Origin of the sequence: Rudaea cellulosilytica DSM 22992 (assembly GCF_000378125.1) — a bacterium.
Lineage (GTDB): Bacteria > Pseudomonadota > Gammaproteobacteria > Xanthomonadales > Rhodanobacteraceae > Rudaea > Rudaea cellulosilytica.
The window spans coordinates 182,752-202,412 of the sequence record NZ_KB899245.1 but is presented as its reverse complement, the minus strand read 5'-3'; the positions used below and the strand labels follow the sequence as shown (position 1 = coordinate 202,412).

At 65.0% G+C, this 19,661-nt stretch carries 22 protein-coding genes; 18 read left to right on the top strand and 4 right to left on the bottom strand.

Annotation, left to right across the window (positions count from 1 at the left end; all coding sequences use genetic code 11):
- The first annotated feature begins 72 nt into the window (after positions 1 to 72).
- The 7 genes from ahpF to F455_RS0119035 all read left to right on the top strand — a co-directional run bounded on the left by ahpF (position 73) and on the right by F455_RS0119035 (position 6,831).
- Positions 73 to 1,650 carry an alkyl hydroperoxide reductase subunit F gene (gene ahpF / locus F455_RS0119065; RefSeq protein WP_018974921.1) on the top strand — a complete coding sequence of 526 codons (1,578 nt, stop codon included), beginning with the start codon at positions 73 to 75 and terminating at the stop codon, positions 1,648 to 1,650.
- 127 nt (positions 1,651 to 1,777) lie between these two features.
- Positions 1,778 to 2,743, top strand: a complete 966-nt coding sequence (oxyR, locus tag F455_RS0119060) for a DNA-binding transcriptional regulator OxyR (RefSeq protein ID WP_018974920.1) — start codon at positions 1,778 to 1,780, stop codon at positions 2,741 to 2,743.
- On the top strand, positions 2,743 to 4,158 hold the full coding sequence (locus tag F455_RS0119055; RefSeq protein WP_018974919.1) for an aminotransferase-like domain-containing protein: 1,416 nt from the start codon (positions 2,743 to 2,745) through the stop codon (positions 4,156 to 4,158). The genes oxyR and F455_RS0119055 overlap by 1 nt, the downstream gene beginning before the upstream one ends.
- A gap of 128 nt (positions 4,159 to 4,286) precedes the next feature.
- Entirely contained in the window at positions 4,287 to 4,496 is a 210-nt protein-coding gene (locus F455_RS0119050; protein WP_018974918.1) for a twin transmembrane helix small protein, read from the top strand.
- 11 nt (positions 4,497 to 4,507) lie between these two features.
- Positions 4,508 to 5,218, top strand: a complete 711-nt coding sequence (locus F455_RS0119045; RefSeq protein WP_018974917.1) for a c-type cytochrome — start codon at positions 4,508 to 4,510, stop codon at positions 5,216 to 5,218.
- Positions 5,215 to 6,504: a c-type cytochrome gene (locus F455_RS0119040; RefSeq protein ID WP_026293547.1), complete on the top strand. Its 1,290-nt coding sequence runs from the start codon at positions 5,215 to 5,217 to the stop codon at positions 6,502 to 6,504. The genes F455_RS0119045 and F455_RS0119040 overlap by 4 nt, the downstream gene beginning before the upstream one ends.
- Positions 6,505 to 6,516: 12 nt before the next feature.
- A complete protein-coding gene (locus F455_RS0119035; RefSeq protein ID WP_018974915.1) occupies positions 6,517 to 6,831 on the top strand; it encodes a hypothetical protein in 315 nt (104 codons plus the stop codon).
- Positions 6,832 to 6,910: 79 nt separating this feature from the next.
- Here the strand turns inward: F455_RS0119035 and F455_RS21495 are convergent, their stop codons facing one another.
- Both F455_RS21495 and F455_RS0119025 read right to left on the bottom strand, forming a co-directional pair.
- Positions 6,911 to 8,071, bottom strand: coding sequence for a PilT/PilU family type 4a pilus ATPase (locus F455_RS21495; RefSeq protein ID WP_018974914.1), 1,161 nt, complete (start codon positions 8,069 to 8,071; stop codon positions 6,911 to 6,913).
- A 102-nt stretch (positions 8,072 to 8,173) separates the two neighbouring features.
- The gene (locus tag F455_RS0119025) at positions 8,174 to 9,211 is read right to left on the bottom strand and encodes a type IV pilus twitching motility protein PilT (RefSeq protein WP_018974913.1); all 1,038 of its coding nucleotides are present in this window, start codon (positions 9,209 to 9,211) and stop codon (positions 8,174 to 8,176) included.
- Between the two features lie 77 nt (positions 9,212 to 9,288).
- Here F455_RS0119025 and F455_RS0119020 point away from each other — a divergent pair, with 77 nt between their 5' ends.
- The 6 genes from F455_RS0119020 to F455_RS0118995 all read left to right on the top strand — a co-directional run bounded on the left by F455_RS0119020 (position 9,289) and on the right by F455_RS0118995 (position 13,972).
- Entirely contained in the window at positions 9,289 to 9,972 is a 684-nt protein-coding gene (locus tag F455_RS0119020) for a YggS family pyridoxal phosphate-dependent enzyme (RefSeq protein WP_018974912.1), read from the top strand.
- Positions 9,973 to 10,061: 89 nt separating this feature from the next.
- A complete protein-coding gene (locus F455_RS0119015) occupies positions 10,062 to 10,637 on the top strand; it encodes a YfiR family protein (protein ID WP_018974911.1) in 576 nt (191 codons plus the stop codon).
- Positions 10,634 to 11,926: a sensor domain-containing diguanylate cyclase gene (locus F455_RS22290; protein ID WP_018974910.1), complete on the top strand. Its 1,293-nt coding sequence runs from the start codon at positions 10,634 to 10,636 to the stop codon at positions 11,924 to 11,926. The genes F455_RS0119015 and F455_RS22290 overlap by 4 nt, the downstream gene beginning before the upstream one ends.
- A 56-nt stretch (positions 11,927 to 11,982) precedes the next feature.
- Positions 11,983 to 12,513, top strand: a complete 531-nt coding sequence (gene yfiB, locus F455_RS0119005; RefSeq protein ID WP_018974909.1) for an outer membrane lipoprotein YfiB — start codon at positions 11,983 to 11,985, stop codon at positions 12,511 to 12,513.
- Positions 12,510 to 13,337: a pyrroline-5-carboxylate reductase gene (gene proC, locus F455_RS0119000; protein WP_033410578.1), complete on the top strand. Its 828-nt coding sequence runs from the start codon at positions 12,510 to 12,512 to the stop codon at positions 13,335 to 13,337. Before yfiB ends, proC begins: the two co-directional genes overlap by 4 nt.
- Positions 13,338 to 13,405: 68 nt before the next feature.
- Entirely contained in the window at positions 13,406 to 13,972 is a 567-nt protein-coding gene (locus F455_RS0118995; RefSeq protein WP_018974907.1) for a YggT family protein, read from the top strand.
- Between the two features lie 88 nt (positions 13,973 to 14,060).
- Here F455_RS0118995 and murA read toward each other — a convergent pair whose 3' ends face one another.
- Both murA and F455_RS0118985 read right to left on the bottom strand, forming a co-directional pair.
- Entirely contained in the window at positions 14,061 to 15,320 is a 1,260-nt protein-coding gene (gene murA / locus F455_RS0118990) for a UDP-N-acetylglucosamine 1-carboxyvinyltransferase (RefSeq protein WP_018974906.1), read from the bottom strand.
- 8 nt (positions 15,321 to 15,328) lie between these two features.
- Positions 15,329 to 15,571 carry a BolA family protein gene (locus tag F455_RS0118985; RefSeq protein WP_018974905.1) on the bottom strand — a complete coding sequence of 81 codons (243 nt, stop codon included), beginning with the start codon at positions 15,569 to 15,571 and terminating at the stop codon, positions 15,329 to 15,331.
- A gap of 288 nt (positions 15,572 to 15,859) precedes the next feature.
- Between F455_RS0118985 and F455_RS0118980 the strand changes: the two genes are divergently transcribed.
- The 5 genes from F455_RS0118980 to lptB all read left to right on the top strand — a co-directional run bounded on the left by F455_RS0118980 (position 15,860) and on the right by lptB (position 19,660).
- The gene (locus F455_RS0118980) at positions 15,860 to 16,876 is read left to right on the top strand and encodes a KpsF/GutQ family sugar-phosphate isomerase (protein ID WP_018974904.1); all 1,017 of its coding nucleotides are present in this window, start codon (positions 15,860 to 15,862) and stop codon (positions 16,874 to 16,876) included.
- A gap of 219 nt (positions 16,877 to 17,095) precedes the next feature.
- The gene (locus F455_RS0118975) at positions 17,096 to 17,620 is read left to right on the top strand and encodes a KdsC family phosphatase (protein WP_018974903.1); all 525 of its coding nucleotides are present in this window, start codon (positions 17,096 to 17,098) and stop codon (positions 17,618 to 17,620) included.
- Complete coding sequence (lptC, locus tag F455_RS0118970; protein ID WP_018974902.1) at positions 17,617 to 18,243, top strand: LPS export ABC transporter periplasmic protein LptC; 627 nt, start codon at positions 17,617 to 17,619, stop codon at positions 18,241 to 18,243. Before F455_RS0118975 ends, lptC begins: the two co-directional genes overlap by 4 nt.
- The gene (gene lptA / locus F455_RS22285) at positions 18,240 to 18,941 is read left to right on the top strand and encodes a lipopolysaccharide transport periplasmic protein LptA (protein ID WP_018974901.1); all 702 of its coding nucleotides are present in this window, start codon (positions 18,240 to 18,242) and stop codon (positions 18,939 to 18,941) included. The genes lptC and lptA overlap by 4 nt, the downstream gene beginning before the upstream one ends.
- Positions 18,941 to 19,660 carry an LPS export ABC transporter ATP-binding protein gene (gene lptB / locus F455_RS0118960; protein ID WP_018974900.1) on the top strand — a complete coding sequence of 240 codons (720 nt, stop codon included), beginning with the start codon at positions 18,941 to 18,943 and terminating at the stop codon, positions 19,658 to 19,660. Before lptA ends, lptB begins: the two co-directional genes overlap by 1 nt.
- Position 19,661 lies beyond the last annotated feature (1 nt).

Sequence of the window (19,661 nt, the reverse complement as noted above, 5' to 3'; positions counted from 1 at the left end):
GACACTGGGTTCCGGCGTTCGCCGGAATGACGAACAAGAAGCCGCGCTCGCAATTTCTACGGAGTCACCGCCATGTTGGACAATGACCTCAAATCCCAATTGCAAAGTCATTTCGCCAAGCTCACGCGTCCGGTCGAAATCACCGCCTCGCTTGATGCGAGCGAGAAATCGCAGGAACTGCGCGCGCTGCTGACCGACATCGCCGGCCTGTCACCGCAGTTCCGTCTGATCGAACGCAGCGAGCCGGGCATGCGCACGCCCTCGTTCGCATTGACGACACCCGGTCAGGACATCCACCTGCGCTTCTCCGGCATTCCGATGGGCCATGAATTCACTTCGTTGATACTGGCGCTGCTCCAGGTCGGCGGCCATGCGCTGAAGCTTGCACCGGAGACGATCGAACAGATCCGCGCGCTCGACGGCGAATACAAGTTCGAAACCTTCGTCTCGCTGACCTGCCAGAACTGCCCCGACGTGGTGCAGGCACTGAACCTGATGGCTATGATCAATCCGCGCATCGGCGTGGAGATGATCGAGGGCGGCACGTTCGAGCAGGAAGTGAGCGAAAGACAGATTCTTTCCGTGCCGGCGATCTTCCTCAACGGCGAGGAATTCGGTCAGGGCCGCATGGGCGTGGAAGAAATCCTCGCCAAGCTCGACTCGGGCGCCGATGCGCGCGACGCCGAGAAGCTCGATGCACGCGCGCCCTACGACGTACTCGTCGTCGGCGGCGGCCCGGCGGGCGCGGCGGCGGCAATCTATGCCGCGCGCAAGGGCATCCGCACCGGCGTCGTCGCCGAGCGTTTCGGCGGCCAGGTGCTCGACACGATGGAGATCGCCAACTTCATCTCGGTCACGCATACCGAAGGCCCGCAGTTCGCGGTTGCGCTCGAGGAGCACGTGAAGGACTACGAGGTCGACATCATGAATCGCCAGCGCGCGGACAAGCTCGTCACGAACGGCGACCTGGTCGAGGTGAAGCTCGCCAACGGTGCGACGCTGAAGTCGAAGACGATCGTACTCGCCACCGGCGCGCGCTGGCGCAATATGAACGTGCCAGGCGAGACCGAGTACCGCACCAAGGGCGTGACTTACTGTCCGCATTGCGACGGCCCGTTGTTCAAGGGCAGGCGCGTCGCCGTGATCGGCGGCGGCAACTCCGGCGTCGAGGCGGCGATCGATCTCGCCGGCGTCGTCGCCCACGTGACCGTGCTCGAATTCGACTCCAAATTGCGCGCCGACGAAGTGCTGCAGCGCAAGCTGCGCAGCCTGGCGAACGTCGACGTGATCCTCAGCGCGCAGACCACCGAAGTGCTCGGCGACGGCAGCAAGGTCACCGGCCTGAAATATACCGATCGCACAAACGGCGAGTCGAAGCAGCTCGAACTCTCCGGCGTGTTCGTGCAAATCGGCCTCTTGCCGAACACGGATTTCCTCAAAGGCGCGCTGACGCTGTCGCCGCGCGGTGAAATCGAAATCGACGCACATGGCCGCACCTCGATGCCCGGCGTGTTCGCCGCCGGCGACGCGACGACGACGCCGTTCAAGCAGATCGTCATCGCCGCCGGCGAAGGGGCGAAGGCCGCGTTGTCGGCGTTCGATCATTTGATTCGTTCGCCGATCGCCGCGCAAGAGAGAAAAGCAGCCTGAGCCACTTTCAGGCCGCTTGTTTCCGCACCCAAGTCGCGACATGCTTGGTTACTGATCGGCGGGTCCCCGCGATTGCTCCCGCGATTGCGGTCGGCGATCGGCACCTGAACGACGAGCTGGAAAAGCCATGAATCTGCGCGACCTCAGCTATCTCGTCTCGCTCGCCGAGCATAAGCACTTCGGTCGCGCCGCGCAGGCGAGCTTCGTCAGCCAGCCGACCTTGTCGACGCAGATTAAGAAGCTCGAGGACGAACTCGGCGTCGCCCTGGTCGAGCGCACCCCGCGCAAGGTGTTGCTGACCGAAGCCGGCAAGGAAATCGTCGCGCGTGCGCGCGAGGTGTTGACCGAAGTCGAGCAGATCAAGGCGATTGCGCGACGCACGATCGACCCCGAATCGGGCACGCTGCGTCTCGGCATCTTCCCAACGCTGGGACCGTACCTGCTGCCGCACGTGGTGCCGCAGGCACGCACGCGCTTTCCGCGTCTGGAGTTGCTGCTTGTCGAGGAAAAAACCGACGCGCTGCTGAAGCAGTTGCGCGAAGGCCGCCTCGATACCGCCGTGCTCGCCGAACCGATCCACGACGACCAGCTGCATGCCGAGTTCCTGTTCGAGGAACCGTTCCTGCTCGCGGTACCCGAGCATCACGAACTTGCCAAACGCAAGACACTCAAGCTCGACGATCTCTCCGACCAGAGCCTGCTGCTGCTCGAGGACGGACATTGTCTGCGCGACCAGGCACTCGAAGTCTGCGAACTGTCGGGGGCCAGCGAAAAATCCGGCTTCCGCGCGACCAGCCTGGAAACGCTGCGCCAGATGGTCGCGGCAAACGTCGGCGTGACCCTGCTGCCGACGCTCGCAGTGAAACCGCCGGTCGCACGCTCGGAGAGCATCCACCTCATCCAGTTCCGCGGCCACGCGCCGAGCCGGCGCATCGCGATGTTCTGGCGCAAGAGTTCCGCGCTCGCGCCGTTCCTGAAGAAATTCGCCGGCGTGTTCCGCGAACTGCCGCGCGCGCTGCTCGATCCGCATATGCTGTCGCCGCCTGCGGGGACGCCGGCACCCGCGCCACGCAAGCGCTCGCCTCGCCACTGATGAAGCGCTACGCCGAGCTTGCCGACGAGATCGACACGGCGATTCGTAACGGCACGCTGCGCGCGGGCGATCGACTGCCATCGGTGCGCGCCACGGCGGCCAGCCACGGCGTCAACGCTTCTACCGTGTTCCAGGCGTATTACCTGCTCGAGGCGCGCGGACTCGTGCGTGCCCGGGCGCGCTCGGGCTACTTTGTCACCACGGCGGGGACGCCGGCACCACAGCCACTCGAGGCGGCATCGGAGCCGGACGGCGAATCGGTCGAAGTCGATGTTTCCGAACGCGTATTCGCGATCCTCGAGGCGACGACAAAGCGCGACGTCGTGCCGTTCGGTTCGGCGTTCCCCTCGCCGCGGCTGTTTCCGTTGCAGCGCCTGGCGAAGACATTGGCGACGACGGTGCAGAAGCTCGATCCGCGCGTCAGCGTCGAGTATCTGATCCAGGGCAATGCGCAGCTGCGCCGCCAGGTCGCGCGCCGCTACGTCGCCGACGGCATTGCGATGCAGGCCGACGATCTCGTCATCACCAACGGCGCGATGGAAGCGCTCAATCTGTGTCTCACCGCGGTGACGCGACCGGGCGATGCGGTCGTGATCGAATCGCCGACGTTCTACGCCGCGCTGCAGGCGCTCGAACGCCATCGCCTGCGCGCGATCGAAGTGCCGACGCATCCGGAGAACGGCATTGATCTCGATGCGCTCGCCGATGCGCTCAAGCGCCAGCGCCCGGCCGCATGTTGGCTGATGACGAACTTCCAGAATCCACTCGGCAGCGCGATGAGCGAAGCGAAGAAGCGCGATCTCGTCGCCCTGCTCGCACGTCACCGCACGCCGCTGATCGAAGACGACGTCTACGGCGAGCTGTATTTCGACGCGCACCGACCGAAACCGGCCAAGGCCTTCGACGACGAGGGCTGGGTGCTGCATTGTTCGTCGTTTTCGAAATGTCTCGCGCCGGGCTATCGCATCGGCTGGGCCGCACCGGGGCGTTTCGTGCGCGACATCGCGCGGCTCAAGCTCAGCACCAGCCTTACCGCCTCGGTGCCGGCCGAAGCCGCACTCGCGGCGTTCCTCGAGCGCGGCGGCTATGACCGGCATCTGCGCCAGCTGCGCGAAGCGCTCGTGCGCCAGCAGCAGGCGATGATCGCGGCGATCGCGCGCCATTTCCCCGCGACGACGCGCATCACTCATCCGCGCGGAGGCTATTTCCTGTGGGCGGAGCTGCCGAAGGGCACCGACGCGGTCGACCTGCACCGGCGCGCGCTCGCGCGCAATATCTCGCTCGCGCCCGGACCGATCTTCTCCTCGCGCGGCGAATTCGCGAACTTCGTCCGCCTCAACTACGGCGCACCGTGGGACGAGCGCTGCGAGGAAGCGATGGCGACACTCGGCAAGCTGATGCGCGTTCCATCCTGAGCCGCGCTGCGACAAAACGCCTCGCCGCGCATGCGCTGATACGGTCTTTTCCGCCGCATCTGATCGGCTTGCCTCGGCGCCGCGCCGGTAAAATGGCCCGCGTCGAAAAAGCCTTCGGATAGCGCACCATGTTCGGAAAAGTCATCGTCGTCGCGACCCTGCTCGCGATTCTCTACAACCTCGGCGCCGGGCTGTATTTCATGATGGTCGAGGATGGCAGCAGCGGCCGCACGGTCGGCGCACTGACGCGGCGCATCGGTCTGTCGGTGGCGCTGATCCTGTTCGTGATGCTTGGCATCGCGCTGGGTTGGATCCAGCCGCACGGCGTGAACGGTTGAGCGCACACGCAATGCTGCGCCGGCTCGCTCTGCTTGTCTGCCTGCTCACGCTGGCACCATGTGTCCCCGCGCAGGAAGACGGCACCTTCGGCACGCGCCTCGCCGCTTGCGCGGCCTGCCACGGCAAGCGTGGCGAAGGTGTGCAGGGTGCGGAGTACTATCCGCATCTCGCCGGCAAACCGGCCGGCTATTTGTTCGAGCAACTGAAAGGCTTCCGCGACGGCCGCCGGGTCAGCACGCAGATGGCCTGGTACGTGCGCTTCGCCGACGGCGCCTTCCTGCAGCAGATCGCCGACTACTACGCCTCGCTACCGCCGCGTACGCGCGGTGCCGACACCGGCGCCGCTCAGCTGACCGAAGAGCGCCGCCGCGTCGCACAGAATCTCGTCGAACATGGCGACCCGGCGCATGACGTGCCGGCATGCAGCGCCTGCCACGGCGCGAATCTCGCCGGCCTCGAACCCGGCGTGCCGGCGCTGCTCGGCCTGCCGGTCGACTACGTGATCGCCCAGTTCGGCGCCTGGCGCGAAGGCGTGCGCAACGGTGCGCCACCCGATTGCATGCACGACGTCGCCGGCAAGATCCCGGCTGACGACATCCGCGCGATCGCGGTCTACCTCTCGCAACAATCCAACGTCGACGGTGTGCGTCCTTCGCCGCCCGGCAGCTTCGTGCCGCCGCGGGCGTGCGGCTCGCTGCCGCATGCGCAGGAGGCGAAATGAGAGCCCTGCGCATCGCCAGTTTGATCGCCGTTCCGTTGTTGCTCGCCGCGCTCGCGATCGGATTTTTTCTGTTCGAGCGCCAGGGTGGATTCGCGCCGTACCGCGTGCCTAAGGATTCCGGCCGCGTCGTCGCGAACGATGCGCAGACGTTGCAACGCGGCGAATACCTCGCGCGCATCGGCGACTGCGCGGCTTGCCACACGACGTCGGGCGGCGCGCCTTGGGTGGGCGGACGCGGCTTCGCGACCGGCTACGGCATGATCTATTCGTCAAACCTGAGCAGCGATCGCGAGCACGGCATCGGCGCCTGGTCGGTCGACGAATTCGCGCACGCCATGCGCCACGGCGTCAGCCGCCGCGGGCCGCTGTACCCGGTATTCCCGTACGAACATTTCGCGACGTTGGACGAGGCGGATATCGATGCGCTGTATGCATATCTACGCAGCCTGCCCGCGAGTGCGAACGTGCCGCCGGCGAACCGGCTCGACTTCCCGGCGAGCTCGCGTTCCGCGCTCGTGCTCTGGCGCATGCTGCACTACCGGCCGCAGGCGCAGTCCCCCGCTGCTGCACGCGAAGACCGCGGTCGCTATCTCGTCGACGGCCTCGGCCACTGCGCGATGTGCCATAGCACGCGCGAAGCCAACGGCGCGCTCGCCGTCGATGGCTACCTCGCCGGCGGCCGCATTCCGGGCAGCGGCTGGTACGCGCCTTCGCTCGACGCGAAGCAATTGCAGCGCTATTCGGTCGAACAGCTTGCGGATTATCTGCGCGCAGGCGCAAGCGACCACGGCGCCGCGTACGGACCGATGGCCGAAGTCACCTACCGCAGCCTGCAGTTCCTCAATGAGGAGGACGCCGTCGCGATGGCGCGTTATCTCAAGAACGTGCCGCGACGGCCCGCGCGCAAGACGGAATTCACCCTGCTGCCCGACCCGCCGCGCCAGCAAGCCGTCGCTGGCAACGGCGCGGAGATCTATCGGCAGGCCTGCGCCGATTGCCATGGCAAGGACGGCGAAGGCAAGGTCGGGCAATATCCGGCGCTGCGCGATGCGGTCGCGGCGACTGCGCCCGATCCGATCAACGCGGTGCGTATCGTGCTGTACGGCGGCTTCGCCGCGGCCACCGCGCACAACCCGCAGCCGTACTCGATGCCGCCATTCGTGCAGCAATTGAATCCCGGCGAGATCGCCGCAGTGACCAATTACGTGCGCGAGACGTTCGGCGGTCAGCGCTCGCAGCTGACCGCGGCCGACGTCGAAGCGATGCACGGCATCGTTCTCGACTAGGAGGCGGAGAGAATGTCCCCGAACATCCAGACCGATCTCGCCTTCATCCTGTTCCTGCCGGCGTTCTGCATCGTCGGTGCACTGTATTGCTTCTATCCGCGCAGGCCACGTCACGTCCTGCGCTGGATCGCCGATCTTGCGGTGCTCGCTCTTGCCACCGGCGTGAGCGTGGCGGCGACGCGCTGGGGCTTCCGCACCGCGACCGGCATCGGCGGCGCGCTATGGAAGCAGGTGCTGGCCACGCTGCTCGCATTCGGGTTCTTCTTCGTCACCGTTGGCGTTGCCACGCTCGTGCGTGGTCGAGTGTTCGCTTCGCGACGCCGGTAGGACACGGCAACGACGGAACTGCATCGTTCGCAACCGATGCGGTTCGCCTAGGCTCGCCGCATCCTGTGACCGATCTTCGCTAGCCGCGGAACACGAAGCCGCCGCGCTTGGTCTCATCCTCGACCAGCTCGACATCGCCCAGGCCCTGCGCGAGCGAGGTCGCGTCGCCGCCTTGCGCGAGCTTGATCTTGAGACGCACTTCATTGGCCGAGTCGGCGTAGCGCAGCGCGTCCTCGTAGGAAATCTCGCCGGCGTGGTAGAGCGCGACGAGACTCTGGTCGAACGTGCACATGCCGAGGTTGGTCGAGTCCTTCATCACATCCTTGAGCTTGTGGATCTCGCCCTTGCGGATGTAATCGGCGATCAGCGGCGTGCCGAGCATGACCTCGATCGCGACGCGACGCCCCTTGCCGTCGGGCGTCGGAATGAGCTGCTGCGCGACCACGCCCTTGAGGTTGAGCGAAAGGTCCATGAACAGCTGGTTGCGGCGGTCCTCGGGGAAGAAGTTGATGATGCGATCCATCGCCTGGTTGGCATTGTTCGCGTGCAGCGTGCACAGCACCAGGTGACCGGTTTCGGCGAACGCGATCGCGTGTTCCATCGTCTCGCGCGTGCGCACCTCGCCGATCATGATGACGTCGGGCGCCTGGCGCAGTGTGTTCTTCAGCGCGTTTTCCCACGAGTCCGTATCGATGCCAAGCTCGCGCTGGGTGATGATGCAGCCGCCGTGCTGGTGCACGTATTCGATCGGATCCTCGATCGTGATGATGTGGCCGGTCGAATTCTGGTTGCGGTAGCCGATCATCGCCGCGAGCGAGGTCGACTTGCCGGTACCGGTCGCACCGACGAAGATGATGATGCCGCGCTTGGTCATCGCGAGCTGCTTGATGATCGGCGGCAGGTTGAGCTCGTCGGTGGTCGGGATCTTGCCCTCGATCCGGCGCAGCACCATGCCGACGTTGCTGCGCTGATAGAAACAGCTCACGCGGAAACGGCCGACGCTGGCGAGCGCGATCGCGAACTGGCACTCGTGGGTTTTCTCAAACTCCTCGCGCTGCGAAGGCGTCATCACACTGAGCACGAGGTCGCGCGACTGCTGCGGCGTCAGCGCCTCCTTGGTGATCGGCCCGATGCGTCCGGCGATCTTGATCGAGGGCGGCAGGCCGGCCGTGATGAACAAGTCCGAGGCCTTCTTGTGCACCATCAGCTTGAGGTAGGAATTGAAATCGGCTGGGCTCATGGCGATTGCTCGTGATGGGTGGTGCGTGGCGGACGAATCAGACGGGGAAAGTTGGCAAGACGATCGGCGCGACTTCCCGATCCCGAATCGCTGATCGCGGCCTTATTTGAACACGTCCTTGTTCTTCGCATAGATCGATGCTTCCTGGCGCGTGACGTGGCCGCGCTTGACCAGGTCCTGCAGGCACTGGTCGAGTGTCTGCATGCCGAACTGGCTGCCGGTCTGGATGGCCGAATACATCTGCGCGACCTTGTCCTCGCGGATCAGATTGCGAATCGCCGGGATGCCGACCATGATTTCGTGCGCGGCGATGCGGCCGCCGCCGACCTTCTTCAGCAGCGACTGGGCGATGACCGCGCGCAGCGATTCGGACAGCATCGAGCGCACCATCGGCTTCTCGCCGGCCGGGAACACGTCGATGATGCGGTCAATCGTCTTCGCCGCGCTCGAGGTATGCAGCGTGCCGAACACGAGGTGGCCGGTTTCGGCCGCGGTCAGCGCGAGGCGGATCGTCTCCAGGTCGCGCAACTCGCCGACGAGGACGTAGTCCGGGTCCTCGCGCAGTGCCGAACGCAGCGCCTCGTTGAAGCCGTGCGTGTCGCGATGCACTTCGCGCTGGTTGATCAGGCACTTGTTCGCGGTATGCACGAATTCGATCGGGTCCTCGATCGTGAGGATGTGCCCGTACTCGTTCTTGTTGATGTGGTCGACCATCGCCGCGAGCGTGGTCGACTTGCCCGAGCCGGTCGGCCCGGTGACCAGGATCAGGCCCACGGGTTGATTGATCAGTTCTTTGAAGATCTTCGGCGCGCCGAGGTCGTCGAGCGTGAGCACCTCGGAGGGAATCGTGCGGAACACCGCGCCGGCGCCGCGATTCTGGTTGAACGCGTTGACGCGGAAGCGCGCGAGGCCGGCGATTTCGAACGAGAAGTCGATTTCGAGGAATTCCTCGTAGTCGCGGCGCTGTTTGTCCGACATGATGTCGTAGACCAACGAATGCACCTGCTTGTGCTCCAGCGCCGGCATGTTGATGCGGCGCACGTCGCCGTCGACTCGGATCATCGGCGGCAGGCCCGCCGACAGATGCAAGTCCGACGCCTTGTTCTTGATCGAGAATGCCAGCAGTTCCGCTATATCCACGCCCTTCCCCTCGACACTTGCTGTAGTCCGCGTCACGAGTATAACGTGCGGAACAGACAACGATGTGTGCGGGATGCATGGATTCGAGCGGAAATTACCGGGCTGTCTGCGAGCGCATCGCCGCGGCAGCCCAACGCGCCGGGCGCGACGTCGCCCTGCTCGCGGTGAGCAAGACCCAGCCGGCCGCGGCCGTGCGCGAACTCGCCGCGCTCGGCCAGCGCGCATTCGGCGAGAACTACGTGCAGGAAGGTTTGGCCAAGCAGCGCGAACTTTCCGACCTCGACCTCGAATGGCATGCAATCGGCCCGCTGCAGTCGAACAAGGCGCGCGAGGTCGCCGCGCATTTCGACTGGCTGCAAAGCCTGGACCGGATCAAGCTCGTCGCCGCGCTCGACCGCCTGCGCCCGGCGTCTGCCGCACCGCTGCAGGTGCTGATCCAGGTCAACATTGACGACGAGGCGAGCAAGTCGGGGTGCACCCCAGGCGAGATCGACGCCATCGCGGCGGCGCTGCACACGGCACCGCGACTCGCGCTGCGCGGATTGATGACGATACCCGCACCCGATCCCGACCGGCGCCGGCGCGAAGCCGCATTCGCACGTATGCGCCGCCTGTTCGAAACCTTGCGTCGCGACCACGCCGGTGTCGACACGTTGTCGATGGGTATGTCGGAGGACTTCGAGGTTGCGATCGCGCAAGGGGCAACCCTGGTCCGCATCGGCTCCGCATTGTTCGGTCCGCGCGCAAAAAATGTGCGATGATTCACACTTTCAACCCGCAAAAGGCAATCCTGCCGCTTTGCTGACCAGTTGAAACGGGTCGATGCTCCGGGGCACCTTTTTCGCAAACGATGGCTAGCGGGTTTTCCTTTCGCACGCTTCTCCTCCGAGTCGCAGCCTCGACTGCGGCGCTGCCACTGTGCGCCGCTTCCGCCATCGGTGCCGAGGCGCAGCCGGACGGGTTGAGCAATTCGGCCGAATACATTGCCGGCTTCGTGCGCTATGTGCATTGGCAGGGTGAGGAACGGCTGCAGGCGTGGAACATCTGCATTGTCGGCAACCTGCCGGCCGAGCAGGATCGCGCCTACGCCGGACGCCTCGTGCGCGACAAGTCGTTCTCGATCCGCCGCATAGACGCCGAGGCCTCGCTGGCTGATTGCCAGGTACTTGATCTGACCGCCGTCGATGCCCGGACCACCAGTAAGGTACTCGAGCGTGCGCGCCACTTGCCGATACTCGCGGTCGGTTCCGGCTCGGAGTTCTGCTCTTCTGGCGGGCAGATCTGCCTGCATCTCGACGACGCTGCGGCCGCGGACCGACAGAAGTTCGAGGTCAACGTGTCCGCGATGAAGGAGGCGGCGCTAGCGGTCAGCGCGCGCCTGCTCACCCTGGGCTCGTCGCGCACTGCGGGCAAGGGGGTGCCATGAGCCGGCCGCTGCGCACGCAAAAGAAACTGCCGGCGACGGCATCGGCCGCGCATATCGGGCGTGCGCTGCTTTCGATTTCCGCGTTGGCTATCGTCATCGTCGGTGCGGGTGCCTTTCTGCTGAGTTATTACTTCCTGCACCAGCTGACTGAACGCCATCTGCGCACGCTGATCAGTTTCGCCGCGAGCGAGAGCCGTAGCGCGATCGAATTCCGCGACACGAAGACGGCGCTGGAGATACTGCAGTCGATTCCGAAGGACGAGGGCATCACCTTTGCCGAGATCCGCGATGCCTCGGGCATCGCGCTCGCGCGCATCGACGCGCGCGCGGACGGCTGGATCGGCACGCTGTCCACCTGGGTCGGCAACGAGCGCGTAGGCCAGGATGTGGTCGTGGAGGGCCGGCGCATCGGCGACATCACCATCGAAGGCGGCAGTGAGCCGATGCTGCGCACGCTCGGCGGGCTGCTTGCCTGGTTCGGGTTCGGCATGCTGCTGGTCGCCGCCTGCGCCCTCGCCCTCGCGCGCAGGTATACGCGACGCTTCACCCAGCCGATCTGGCAACTTCGCGAGGTGGTCAAGCATCTGATCGAAGACCGCGATTTCAGCCGGCGCGCGCCACCGTCCTCGCTCGCCGAGGTCGAGGATCTGCGCAGTGAATTCAACGTCCTGCTCGACGAAATCAGCCTGCGCGACCATCTGTTGACGCAAAGCAATGCCGCCTTGCGGCGCGTCGCCTACGTCGACGCACTGACCGGCCTGCCGAACCGCGCGATGTTCGAGCCTGCGCTGCAGAAAACAATCGAGGCCTGCGATCGCAACCGTACGCGTGCCTGCCTGTTCTATCTGGACATCGACGCGTTCAAGTCAGTCAACGACAACCTCGGCCACGCTGCCGGCGACGAGCTGCTCAGCCACATCGCCGCACGCCTGCGCATGTGGCGGCCGCAGGAGACCACCGCTACGCGCATCGGCGGCGACGAGTTCGTCGTCCTGTTGTCGCCGCTCGCCGATGACGCGGATCCGCAACAGATTCTTGCCGAGTTGCATGCCGAACTCGAAGTCCAGATCCGACATGGCAGTCTCGTGCTCCACCCGAGCACAAGCATCGGCATGGCGATCTATCCCGACGCCACCCACGGCACCGACGAACTCGTGCGTATCGCCGATCAGGCGATGTATACGGCGAAGAATCAGCGTTATGCAGAGGGCCGCATCACTCGCTGGCAGGCGGGCGCCGACGGTGGTGAGCAAGCGGGTCGGATTGGCGTCAATCCGTCCGCGATCTAGCAGCTAGATGGCACAGGTAACTTTCCACGTCCCCATGGTTCGCAACAAAGGAAGTTATGCAAGCAAGCGTCTTTTCCCTTCGATTGCAGCGCCCGTTTCCCCTTGCGCTCGCGTTTTGCCTGTTCATGCTGCTCGCGGCATGCGCATCTGCCCCATCCAAGCCGACGCTCGCCCAGCGCCAGGCGCAAACGCTGACCCAGCTCGGCTTCAAGAAGATCGACGAGGGCTGGATGCTGCTCCTGCCCGATCGCATCTCGTTTGAATTCGGCAAGGACGACCTCAAGCCCGCGTTTCGCAAGTCGATCGCCGACTTCGCCAACCAGCTGCTCGCCGTCGATATCCACCAGTTGCGCATCGACGGATATACTGACGACGTCGGCGCACGCGACTACAACCTGATCCTGTCGCAACGCCGCGCAGATATCGTCGCCAACGCCTTCGTCGCCGAAGGCTTCGCTGCGAAGAACGTCGAACGCAAGGGCTTGGGTTCCGACTATCCCGCGGCGGACAACGGCACCACCGAGGGTCGCGCGCAAAATCGGCGTGTCGAGATCATCGTTCCATCCAACGCATTGGCTGTACCATGACTGTTACAACCCCACGCATTACCTTTATCGGCGGCGGCAACATGGCGCGCAGCCTGATCGGCGGCCTCGTGCGCGCAGGAACGCGCGGCACCGACATCGCCGTCGCCGAACCGAATGCGAATCTGCGCACTGCGCTCGCCGACGACTTCGGGGTCGCCACGTTCGACAACGGTGGCGATGCGGCGCAAGGTGTCGACGCCATCGTCCTCGCGGTGAAGCCGCAGGTGATGAAGACGGTATGCGTTTCGTTGCGCGATATCGTGCAAGCGCAAAAACCGCTGGTCGTGTCGATCGCCGCAGGCATCCGTATCGACCAGATCGACGCATGGCTCGGCGCTGACGTCGCGGTCGTGCGCGCGATGCCGAACACGCCGGCGCTGATCGGCGCCGGTGCTGCGGGCCTCGTCGCGAACGCGCACACCGATGCGCGACAGCGCGAGATGGCGCAGCGCATTCTCGACGCCGCCGGCCTCGCCGTATGGATAGCCGACGAAACGTTGATGGACACGGTCACCGCCCTGTCCGGTTCGGGGCCGGCTTATTTCTTCCTCCTCGTCGAGGCGCTCGAGGATGCCGCTGTCGCGCAGGGTATGCCGCGCGAGGCCGCACGTGCCCTGGTCACGCAGACCTGCCTCGGCGCCGGACGCATGCTGCGCGAGGAAGGCGAGGCGCCAGGCGAACTGCGCCGCCGCGTCACTTCACCCAACGGCACCACCCAGGCCGCCGTCGAAAGCTTCGAAGCGGACGGCCTGCGCGCGATTGCCGTGCGCGCCGTCGCCGCGGCGACGAAACGCGGCCAGGAACTTTCCGCGCAACTCGATTGATCGCTGCGGTCGCCGTCGATCGTTTGCGCACTTCCACGCTCGCGCAAGAGCGCTAAGATACCGAGACCATGCCTTATCTGCTCAACGCCGCGGCGTTCCTGATCCAGACGATCTTCGATTTCCTCATCGGCGTCTTCCTCGTTCGCGCGATGCTGATCGCGGTCAACGCCGCGTTCTACGATCCGGTCTGCCAGTTCGTCTACAAGCTGACCAACCCGATCATTGCGCCGTTCCGTCGCTTTCTGCCGCGTGTGGGAAAAATCGAAACGGCCTCGCTCGCGATCGCCGTCGCCCTGGCCCTGGTCGAATCGATCCTGCTCGCGGCGATCGTGGGCCTGAGCCACGGGCCTCTCGGCTGGCTGCTCGGCGCAGTCGTCACTGTGCTCGGCATCGCCGTCTGGATCGCGTTCTGGGCGCTTCTGATTCGCGCCGTGCTGAGCTTCTTCACCAACGAACGCGAGCATCCGAACATGCGTGTGCTCGTGCAATTGACCGAACCGATCGTGCGGCCTTTCCGCCGCTTCCTGCCGCCGGTCGGCGGAATGGATTTTTCGTTCCTGGCAGCGTCGGTCGCGCTCGTGCTCGCGCGCTTGCTCGTGGTCGCGCCGCTTGCTGACCTTGCGGCGCGACTGTAGCGGCGCGAGCGTTTCAGAAGTTCTAGCCTGCGCGGTCCGAATATTGCCGGCGCGCAACATCGCGTGCAGCAGGCCAATCAGAGGTTGCTTACGACGGCAGCCGGCGGATATGCGCGCCGAGGCTGCCGAGCTTTTCCTCGATGTTCTCGTAGCCGCGATCAATGTGATAGACGCGATCGACCGTGGTGTCGCCCTTTGCCGCAAGTCCTGCGAGCACGAGGCAGGCCGAAGCGCGCAAGTCGGTGGCCATGATCGGCGCGCCGGTCATCGTATCGACGCCATGAATCGTCGCGGTGTTGCCGTCGACGTGAATGTCGGCGCCGAGACGCTGCAGTTCCTGCACGTGCATGAAGCGGTTCTCGAACACGGTCTCGGTAATGACGCCGACGCCTTCGGCAACCGCGTTGAGCGCGGTGAACTGCGCCTGCATGTCGGTGGGGAACGCAGGATACGGCGCGGTGACGATGTCGACCGCCTTCGGCTTGCGCCCATGCATGTCGAGTTGGATCCAGTCGTCGCCCGTGGTGATTTCGGCGCCGGCATCCTCAAGCTTCTGCAGCACGACATCGAGCGTGTTCGGGCGCGCGCGCTTGGCCAGCACGCGGCCGCCCGAGATCGCGCCGGCAACGAGAAACGTACCGGTCTCGATGCGGTCGGGCAATACGTCGTAGTTGGTGCCGTTCAGACGCTCGACGCCTTCGATGACGACGGTCTCGGTGCCGGCGCCGGAAATCTTCGCGCCCATCGCATTGAGGCAGTTGGCGAGATCGACCACCTCGGGTTCCTGCGCGGCGTTCTCGAGCACGGTCGTGCCCCTGGCCAATGCAGCGGCCATCATGATGTTCTCGGTGCCGGTCACGGTGACGATGTCGAAGTGCACGCGCGCGCCTTTCAGTCGTTTTGCGCGCGCCTTGATGTAGCCGTTCTCGACATTCACTTCGGCTCCGAGCGCCTGCAGTCCCTTGATGTGCAGGTCGACAGGACGCGAGCCGATCGCGCATCCACCCGGCAGCGACACTTCGGCCTCGCCGAAGCGCGCGACCAGCGGACCGAGCACGAGGATCGAGGCGCGCATGGTCTTGACCAGGTCGTACGGCGCGAAATAGCGGTTGGTCGTGCGCGGATCGATGTTGATGCGCATGCGCTCGTCGATCTCGAGGCTCACGCCCATCTGGCCGAGAAGTTCCATCGTCGTGGTCACGTCGTGCAGATGCGGCACGTTGGTGATCGACATCGGACCGTCGGCGAGCAAGGTCGAGGCGAGGATCGGCAGCACGGCATTCTTCGCACCGGAAATCTGCACTTCGCCGTTGAGCGGAGCGCCGCCCGAGATCACGATTTTTGCCATGTGGGAAGTTACCGTTGTTGTCTGGCCGACTCTTCCGGAGTCAGAGTTTTTAGCGAGAGCGCGTGGATCGCCCCCCCCATGAGATCGCCCAGCGTCGCGTAAACGAGGCGGTGCCGCGCCAGCGGCAGCTTGCCGGCAAAGGCGTCGGCAACCACCACTGCTTCGAAATGCACGCCATCGGCGCCCTGCACCTCGGCTTTGGCGCCGGGCAGGCCGCGCTCGATGAGATTCTTGATTGTTTCGGTGTCCATGATAAGCGGCAATTATGGCGCAGAGCGGGCAGCGCGGACGGTTTTGTCCTCCGCGCGACGGTTATGGCGTCGTTTTCGTCTTGATTCGTCGCCTGGCCCGGATCGGCGCAACCCACCGTGGACTGCAACGGAACCGGCGCCGGCCCGCCGCTGTCCCAGAGCGGGAGCTTCTGGCTGGCACGGGGGGGTGACGGCTACAATAGGAAAACGACAATGGTAACGAATTACCTCGGGCACAGAAACCCGGATCCCGCACATCCACCGCTGTCCCTGCTCCTTCCCCTGCTGATGAATGCGAAAATCCAGCCACTGAACCCGGCGCCGGCGCGGCTCGACCCAGCCGCCTTGAGGCGCAGCGCGATTACCGTTATCGAGACCGAGGCGCGCGCGATCAGCCTGCTCGAGTCGCGTATCGACGGCGCATTTTTGCGCGCTTGCGAGCTGATGCTCGACTGCGGCGGCCGCGTCGTGGTCTCGGGTATGGGCAAGTCGGGACATGTCGCGCGCAAGATCGCGGCGACGCTGGCTTCGACCGGTACGCCAGCGTTCTTCGTCCATCCGGGCGAGGCCAGCCACGGCGACCTCGGCATGATCACGCAGAAGGACGTGGTGCTCGCGCTGTCGAACTCGGGCGAGACCGACGAACTGCTCGCGATCCTGCCGCTGATCAAGCGCCAGGGCGTGCCGCTGATCCTGATGACCGGCAATCCCGACTCCTCGCTCGCGACGATGGCCGACGTGCACCTCGACGTCAGCGTACCCGAGGAAGCCTGCCCGCTCGGCCTCGCGCCGACCGCGAGCACGACCGCGGCGCTGGTCATGGGCGACGCGCTCGCGATCGCCCTGCTCGAAGCGCGCGGCTTCACCGAAGAGGATTTCGCCCGCTCACACCCGGCCGGCGCGCTCGGCCGGCGCCTGTTCGTGCATGTCGCCGACGTCATGCACAGCGGCGAGCGCCTGCCGATGATCGGCCTCGACGCCACGATCCACGAGGCGATGGCCGAGATGACGCGCAAGGGCCTCGGCATGACCGCCGTGGTCGGCGCGGACGGCGCACTTGCCGGCGTGTTCACCGACGGCGACCTGCGCCGCGCGATCGACGACGACGACATCGACCTGCGCCGCACCCGGGTCACCGAGCTGATGAGCACCAAGCCGAAGACGATCCGCGCGGACAAGCTCGCGGTCGAGGCCGCGCAGCTCATGGAGACCTACAAGATCCACGCTCTGCTCGTCGTCGATACCGACGAACGCTTGATCGGCGCGCTCAACATTCACGACCTCTTCCGCGCGCGCGTGGTGTAGCGAGACCATTCGCGCTGAATAGCCTCAGGGGCGAATTGCGGATGCAATTCGCCGATGACGAGGCAAGAGGCGCGGGACATTTGCTGCGCGAGCGTTTCCCTCGTATCCGGCCTACTCCTTCGGAGCAAGCCGGAATGCCTGGCGCAAAGCCAACTTCCTCAGCCCGCGTTAACGCCCGTTGCCTGTAGAATTGCCAGCCAATATTCCCGCCCGAACCTCATGCTGCCGACCGACCTTCCCGCCGATATCCTCCAGCGCGCCGCACGCATCAAGCTCGCCGTGTTCGACGTCGATGGCGTACTGACCGACGGTCGGCTCTGGTATACGGCCGACGGCAGCGAGTTGAAGACGTTCCACGCGCACGACGGCGCCGGAATGAAGCGTCTCGCCGCCGCAGGTGTCGAGGTCGCGGTGATCACCGCGCGCACGAGCCATGCCGTCTCGGTGCGCATGGCCGAGCTCGGCATCGTCCATGTCTACCAGGGCCGCTCCGACAAGCTCGCCTGCTTCGAACATCTGCTCAAGGCGCTGCAGCTCGATCCGGCGGACGCCTGCTATACCGGCGATGACGTGGTCGACCTGCCGCCGATGCAGCGCGCGGGCTTGTCGATCGCACCGGCCAACGCGCATCCTTACGTGCGCGAACGCGCGCTCTGGCGCACGCGCCTGGGCGGCGGCAACGGCGCCGCGCGCGAGGTCTGCGATCTGCTGCTCGCCGCGCAGGGCAAGCTCGAACTGCCATGATCGAACGCCGTCCCTGGCTCATCGTCGCCGTCCTCGCACTGATCGCGTTCGCCGCATGGATGGAGGTATGGCTCATGCGCGCGCGCGACACAAGCGAGGACTTCACCGGCCCGCCGCGCTCGGACTACACGATGAACGATTTCACCCTCGATGCGCTCGACAGCGAAGGCGCGTTCTCGTTCAGTGTCACCGGGCCGCGCATGGCGCGCCGCGGCGACGACGGCTCGATCTACGTCACCCTTCCGAACTACGAGATCATCGATAACAGCAGCAATACCTGGAAGGGTACGTCCGAGTCGGCATGGGTCGACAAGGACGGCAACGTGATGAAGCTCGAAGGCAAGGTCCTGATGCATCGCGAGCCAACCGAAAAGGTGGAGCGCGTCGATCTCGACACCAATGACCTGACCATCACGACCGACCCGAAACTCAAGGACGCCCAGGGCCGCCCGGTCGCCAATGCGCCGCACCGCGACAAACGCATGGAAACCGCGGCACCGACGGTCATCTCCGAAACGAACACGGTCTCGCACAGCGTCGGCATGAAGGCCGACATGGACTTGAAGACAATCGAGTTCCTGTCCAACGTACACATCGTCAGCCTGCCGGGGAAAGGGAAATGACAACATCGAAAATCATCACTGTCTGCGGCATTGCCGCGCTGCTGCTGGCAAGCCAGGCGTTCGCGCTGAAAACCGACAAGGACCAGCCAGCGAATCTTGACGCGAACTACTCCAAGTCGGTGCAAAGCAAAACCGGCGCGGCCAACGATCCGGACGTGTCGGACTTCGACGGCAACGTCATCATCACGCGCGGTTCGATCAAGATGACCTCCGCACACGCGACCGTGTACCAGATTCCTTCAAGCGCGAAGGACCCCAATGCCGGCAAGATGTCGCGCGTGATCCTCACCGGCAAGCAAGCGCACCTGCAGCAAGTGCACGACGGCGACTGCGCGCTGATGACTGCGAATGCCGACAAAATCGACTACAACCCCCTGACCAACCTCGCCGAACTGACTGGCAACGTGGTTGTCGTGCAGGGCAATCGCGGCGAATTTCGCGGCGAACACATGATCTACAACACCGATACGGGTGATATGGAATCGGGCAACAAGACCGAGCCTTCGAGCCGCGTGCACATGGTCATGGAAGCGAAGACACAGACGCCGGCGACGAGCCCGAACAATTGCGGCTTCCCCACCGGCGCAGCCAAGCCCGCCGCGGCCGAAGCGAAGCCGCAGCCCAAGGAAGCGAAGCCTGCCGTGAAACCGGCCGCCGACAAGGCCGCATCCGACAAGAGCAAGGACGGCACACACTGATGCTCAACGCGGTCGGTCTGCAGAAAAGCTACAAGGGTCGCGCCGTCGTGCGCGACTTCGAGTTCACCCTCGACCAGGGCGAGATCGTCGGCCTGCTCGGCCCGAACGGCGCGGGTAAGACGACGACGTTCTACATGGTCGTCGGCCTCGTCGGCGCCGATGCCGGTCGCATCACGCTCGACGAGCACGACATCACCGCGATGCCGATGCACGCGCGTGCGCGCCTCGGCGTCGGCTATCTGCCACAGGAACCGAGTGTCTTTCGTCGCCTCACCGTCGAAGAGAATGTGCTCGCCATCCTCGAGCTGCGCGAGGATCTCGACGCCCAGGGCCGCCGCCGCGAACTCGAATCGTTGCTCGACGAACTGCAGATCGCGCACATCGCCAAGTCCAAAGGCCAGTCTCTGTCGGGCGGCGAACGCCGGCGCGTCGAGATCACGCGCGCGCTCGCGGCGAATCCGCGCTACATGCTGCTCGACGAACCGTTCGCCGGCATTGACCCGATCTCGGTCGACGAAATCCAGCGCATCGTGCGCCAACTGAAAGAGCGCGGCATCGGCATCCTCATCACCGACCACAACGTGCGCGAGACGCTAGGCATCTGCGACCGCGCCTACATCATGAGCGACGGCGGCGTGCTCGCCAAAGGCTCGCCCGAAGACGTGCTCGCGAACAAGCAGGTGCGCGAGGTCTATCTGGGTAGCAAGTTCCGCATGTGAT

What these genes read in the sequence shown, in the direction of transcription:
- ahpF (WP_018974921.1), top strand. Translation starts at nt 73, where the DNA reads ATGTTGGACAATGACCTCAAATCCCAATTGCAAAGTCATTTCGCCAAG.
- oxyR (WP_018974920.1), top strand. Translation starts at nt 1,778, where the DNA reads ATGAATCTGCGCGACCTCAGCTATCTCGTCTCGCTCGCCGAGCATAAG.
- F455_RS0119055 (WP_018974919.1), top strand. Translation starts at nt 2,743, where the DNA reads ATGAAGCGCTACGCCGAGCTTGCCGACGAGATCGACACGGCGATTCGT.
- F455_RS0119050 (WP_018974918.1), top strand. Translation starts at nt 4,287, where the DNA reads ATGTTCGGAAAAGTCATCGTCGTCGCGACCCTGCTCGCGATTCTCTAC.
- F455_RS0119045 (WP_018974917.1), top strand. Translation starts at nt 4,508, where the DNA reads ATGCTGCGCCGGCTCGCTCTGCTTGTCTGCCTGCTCACGCTGGCACCA.
- F455_RS0119040 (WP_026293547.1), top strand. Translation starts at nt 5,215, where the DNA reads ATGAGAGCCCTGCGCATCGCCAGTTTGATCGCCGTTCCGTTGTTGCTC.
- F455_RS0119035 (WP_018974915.1), top strand. Translation starts at nt 6,517, where the DNA reads ATGTCCCCGAACATCCAGACCGATCTCGCCTTCATCCTGTTCCTGCCG.
- F455_RS21495 (WP_018974914.1), bottom strand. Translation starts at nt 8,071, where the DNA reads ATGAGCCCAGCCGATTTCAATTCCTACCTCAAGCTGATGGTGCACAAG.
- F455_RS0119020 (WP_018974912.1), top strand. Translation starts at nt 9,289, where the DNA reads ATGGATTCGAGCGGAAATTACCGGGCTGTCTGCGAGCGCATCGCCGCG.
- F455_RS0119015 (WP_018974911.1), top strand. Translation starts at nt 10,062, where the DNA reads ATGGCTAGCGGGTTTTCCTTTCGCACGCTTCTCCTCCGAGTCGCAGCC.
- F455_RS22290 (WP_018974910.1), top strand. Translation starts at nt 10,634, where the DNA reads ATGAGCCGGCCGCTGCGCACGCAAAAGAAACTGCCGGCGACGGCATCG.
- yfiB (WP_018974909.1), top strand. Translation starts at nt 11,983, where the DNA reads ATGCAAGCAAGCGTCTTTTCCCTTCGATTGCAGCGCCCGTTTCCCCTT.
- proC (WP_033410578.1), top strand. Translation starts at nt 12,510, where the DNA reads ATGACTGTTACAACCCCACGCATTACCTTTATCGGCGGCGGCAACATG.
- F455_RS0118995 (WP_018974907.1), top strand. Translation starts at nt 13,406, where the DNA reads ATGCCTTATCTGCTCAACGCCGCGGCGTTCCTGATCCAGACGATCTTC.
- murA (WP_018974906.1), bottom strand. Translation starts at nt 15,320, where the DNA reads ATGGCAAAAATCGTGATCTCGGGCGGCGCTCCGCTCAACGGCGAAGTG.
- F455_RS0118985 (WP_018974905.1), bottom strand. Translation starts at nt 15,571, where the DNA reads ATGGACACCGAAACAATCAAGAATCTCATCGAGCGCGGCCTGCCCGGC.
- F455_RS0118980 (WP_018974904.1), top strand. Translation starts at nt 15,860, where the DNA reads ATGAATGCGAAAATCCAGCCACTGAACCCGGCGCCGGCGCGGCTCGAC.
- F455_RS0118975 (WP_018974903.1), top strand. Translation starts at nt 17,096, where the DNA reads ATGCTGCCGACCGACCTTCCCGCCGATATCCTCCAGCGCGCCGCACGC.
- lptC (WP_018974902.1), top strand. Translation starts at nt 17,617, where the DNA reads ATGATCGAACGCCGTCCCTGGCTCATCGTCGCCGTCCTCGCACTGATC.
- lptA (WP_018974901.1), top strand. Translation starts at nt 18,240, where the DNA reads ATGACAACATCGAAAATCATCACTGTCTGCGGCATTGCCGCGCTGCTG.
- lptB (WP_018974900.1), top strand. Translation starts at nt 18,941, where the DNA reads ATGCTCAACGCGGTCGGTCTGCAGAAAAGCTACAAGGGTCGCGCCGTC.